The organism is Achromobacter sp. GbtcB20 (genome assembly GCF_019091095.1).
Classification (GTDB): Bacteria; Pseudomonadota; Gammaproteobacteria; order Burkholderiales; family Burkholderiaceae_B; genus Achromobacter; species Achromobacter mucicolens.
Genome location: NZ_JAGXJZ010000344.1, coordinates 1 through 339, shown reverse-complemented (window position 1 = coordinate 339; position 339 = coordinate 1). Strand labels below are relative to the sequence as shown.

The 339-nt window shown below is 66.1% G+C and carries 1 protein-coding gene; it reads right to left on the bottom strand.

All coding sequences use genetic code 11. The annotated features are described in order from the left end of the window. Window positions 1–339, bottom strand: a 339-nt coding sequence (locus tag KVT32_RS29260; protein ID WP_217619335.1) for a hypothetical protein, incomplete at both ends; no start/stop codon positions are given.

Genomic DNA, 339 nt, shown 5'->3' with positions numbered 1-339 from the left:
CGGGAGCGCCCCTGCTGCCTCCGGCAGCACGTTGCCGGTGCTGCGGCGGCGGATCTCGCGCATGATCTGCTCGAGCTGGCGGATGGCCTCGCGCGAGGCGTTCTCGCGCGCCGCGATCAGGGCCAGGCCGTACTGGCCATACAGGCGGCCGGTGGCGACATCACCGTTCTCGACCAGTCTGTCGAAGATACGCCTGGCGCTTTTCATGGATTCCTTGTCGGGCTGCTTCTCCTTGTCGAGGATCTCCATCAGGGCAAGTCCGATGCGCGGATTGGTCTGGTAACCGTCCCCTTCGCCGCCGTACAAGTCGGCATGCGCGGCCGATGCGAGGTAATGGTC